Raw genomic sequence first — 3019 nt, forward strand, 5'->3', positions numbered from 1 at the left:
TCCGGTAGGGCAGATCACGGTAACTGGTAACGCCCTTGTTGAAGATCTGAACGTGCGCCGGGCAGTTCATCGGCTTGATCGCGAGGGTATGGTCATCCTCGCTCTTCGCCGTAAACATCGCCTCGCGGAACTTCTCCCAGTGGCCCGAGCGCTCCCACAACGACCGGTCGATCAGCTGCGGCGTCTTGACCTCGTGGTAGCCTTCGCGCTCCTGCATCCGGCGGACGTACTTTTCCACCTGCCGGTAGAGCGTCCAGCCCTTGGGGTGCCAGAACACACTGCCGACGGCTTCTTCCTGGAGGTGGAACAGGTCGAGTTCGCGGCCCAGCCGGCGGTGGTCGCGCTTCTCCGCCTCCTCCAGCATGGCCAGGTAGTCGTTGAGCCGTTTCTCACTCTCCCAAGCCGTGCCGGCGATCCGCTGCAGCTGCTCGTTGTTCGGGTCGCCGCGCCAATAGGCGCCGGAGACCTTCATCAGCTTGAACGCATGACCGACCCGTCCCGTCGACGGGGCGTGCGGCCCACGGCAAAGGTCGAGCCAGTCGTCGCCCTGGCGGTAGATCGTGATCTGCTCGCCCTTCGGGATGCCCTCGCGGATGTGCTGGGCCTTGTACTTCTCGCCCTTCTCGTCAAAGAAGTGCGCCGCCGCGTCGCGGTCCCAGACCTCGCGCACGAACGGCTTGTCCGCATCCACGATCTCGTGCATGCGCTGTTCGATCTTCTCCAGATCGTCGGTCGAGAAGGGGTGCGCGCGGGCGAAGTCGTAATAGAAACCGGTCTCGGTCGCCGGGCCGAAGGTGACCTGCGCGTCCGGAAACAGCTCCTGCACCGCCTCCGCCATCACGTGGGCGGCGTCGTGCCGGATGATCTGGCGCGCGTCCTCGTGCTTCGGGGTGACGATCTCGACCCGCGCGTCGCCCGTGACCGGCAGGTCCAGGTCGCGCAACTCGCCGTCCACCTTGACCACGAGCGCGTCCTTGGCCAACCGCTTGCCGATCCGCTCCGCAATCTCGCGGCCGGTCGGTGCGTGGTCGAACGCCAGTTGGTTGCCGTCCGGGAGTGTGATCGTCACCGCCTGCGCGGCCTTGGCAACACGCGTCAAAACTCTGCCCTTCTCAACTAACACTGCCGGCCCGTTACGCGACCGTGGCGTCAAGCTAGCCAGCGCAGTCACCCTGTCAAGCGACGAGGGCGCGCAGCCGCCCTACTGGCCCAAAACAAGCACGAGCACTTAGACGCCCCGGCGCGTGGCCTCCGCCTCGACTATCTGGATGCGGGCCGCAACGTCGATCTCCAACTGGCTGGTCACCTCCAGCTCCCTGTTCTCCAGTGCCGCCTCGCTCACAACGCCGCCGCCGGCCTGCACCAAGGCCGCGTCACGCGCGGTCAACAGGGCTGCGATATCCGCCCGGTAGAGACGCAACAACGCGCTCAGCCAACCATTGACCTCGGGCGCCGGCTTATCGCCCGTCATCTCGAAGTTGGCCAACAGACGCACCGCCGTCGCGGCAGGATACCAACGCTCACCCGTGACCCAACGGTTGGTGGTGAACAGCCGCACGGCGCGTCCGGAGGTATCGATCGACACCGCGACCAAGTGGGTGAGTGCGGTCGGCGGCGGCATCTCGTCCCCTGGGAGCAGATCGCTCAGGCCGACCGGACGGACAAAGGTATGGAAATGCCCATGCTCACCGGGAAAGCGCTCTTCGGCCGCATGTGCATGGTAGAAATATTGGCTTTCCCGGGACGGGTCATAGGCATCGCCCTCGGGATAATGGTCCCACTCGTAAAAGGCCTCGGCCTCCGCCAACAGACGGGCCACGACGTTGCCGCCGCGCACCGCGAGGTCCGTCTCGATCTCACGCACCCGCCGCGCCGCAGCGCCCAGAGCGGCCACCTCCGCGTCACCCACCTGGGACAAATCGACTGTCGCAAAGCCGCCTTCCGACGCGGCCTTCGTTTCCGCCTGTACGTTCACCTGCGCCTACTTTCGTCCGCCGCCCGGATGCGCTGCCAATCGCTAGCGCCATCCCAACAGCCTACCCGTTCGGCGCGTCGCGCACCACCAGGACGGAGCGCTTCGAATGCCGAACCACGCGTGCGGCGTTCGGCCCCAGCAGATAATCGCGCAATTCGGGACGGTGCGAGGCCATGCAGATCAGATCGCAATCCGCTTCCTCGGCCATCCGTAGGATCTCGTCATAGACGCGCCCGTGCCCCACCAGGTGCTGCACCTCGACGCCGGCCGGCACGTGATCCCTGGTGAATGTATGCAGGCGTTGGCGCGCCTCCTCGACGATTTTCTGTTCGTAGTCGTGCGGGAAGTACTGCGCGACCATCGTGGCGCCGAAATCGGGCACGACGGTGAGCACGTGCAGCCGGCTGCCGAACGCCTGCGCCAGCTCGACCGCCCGCGACACGGCGGCCTTCCAGGAGTTTTCCTCGGCCAAGTCGACCGGAACCAGGATGTCTTTGTACATGCCGTTACCCTCTATCGTTGACCGGTCATCGGGGATCGGTCGCCCCTAGCCGGTCATTCCGCGCCGGCGCCCTGGGGTTGCGGCTTCGGCGCCGGACGGCCGGGATTGCGCCGACGCTGCAACAGATAGACGCCGCCCAGGAGCACCAACGCCGGAATGAAGAACAGTTCCTTTGGCGGCTGCTGGGTGGGAACCTGCAGACCCCGCACCTTCCAGCCGAAGTCGACGCCCGCCTTCTCCGCCGGCGAGTTAAAGACGACATTGGTGATCTGCACCTGATCGCCCATCGTCTGCACCATGATACCGGCGTGTTGCAGACGCTGCACACCCGACTTGCCCTCCGCCGGACCCAGTGGCAGGAGCACGGTCTTGCGCGCTTCTTCGCCTTCAATGGTCAGGCCTTCGATCACCACGCGCAGGGAATCGCCGGCCGGCGCCTCGGCCGCGCGCTCGGTGATCTGGGTCGGGTCGACCGTCCGGTAGGGCGGGATCATCTGATCCATCCAGTAGCCAGGCCGCAGCAGCGTGAAGGCGACCAGCAG

At 65.8% G+C, this 3019-nt stretch carries 4 protein-coding genes; all 4 read right to left on the reverse strand.

Translation table 11 applies throughout. The features are described from left to right. On the reverse strand, window positions 1-1099 hold a 1099-nt coding region (locus CCR87_RS00065), incomplete at its 3' end, for a threonine--tRNA ligase (RefSeq protein ID WP_201155313.1). 129 nt (window positions 1100-1228) lie between these two features. Then, window positions 1229-1975, reverse strand: coding sequence for a DUF6969 family protein (locus tag CCR87_RS00070; protein WP_051431929.1), 747 nt, complete (start codon window positions 1973-1975; stop codon window positions 1229-1231). Window positions 1976-2036: 61 nt separating this feature from the next. Further along, window positions 2037-2477 carry a universal stress protein gene (locus CCR87_RS00075; protein ID WP_027288217.1) on the reverse strand — a complete coding sequence of 147 codons (441 nt, stop codon included), beginning with the start codon at window positions 2475-2477 and terminating at the stop codon, window positions 2037-2039. A gap of 53 nt (window positions 2478-2530) precedes the next feature. After that, the coding region (locus tag CCR87_RS00080) for a DUF3394 domain-containing protein (RefSeq protein ID WP_201155314.1) at window positions 2531-3019 on the reverse strand (489 nt) is incomplete at its 5' end.

Origin of the sequence: Rhodobaculum claviforme (assembly GCF_016653255.1) — a bacterium.
In the GTDB taxonomy this organism is placed as follows: Bacteria; Pseudomonadota; Alphaproteobacteria; order Rhodobacterales; family Rhodobacteraceae; genus Rhodobaculum; species Rhodobaculum claviforme.

Coding starts and splice junctions, on each gene's coding strand:
- CCR87_RS00075 (WP_027288217.1), bottom strand. CDS start 2,477: ATGTACAAAGACATCCTGGTTCCGGTCGACTTGGCCGAGGAAAACTCC.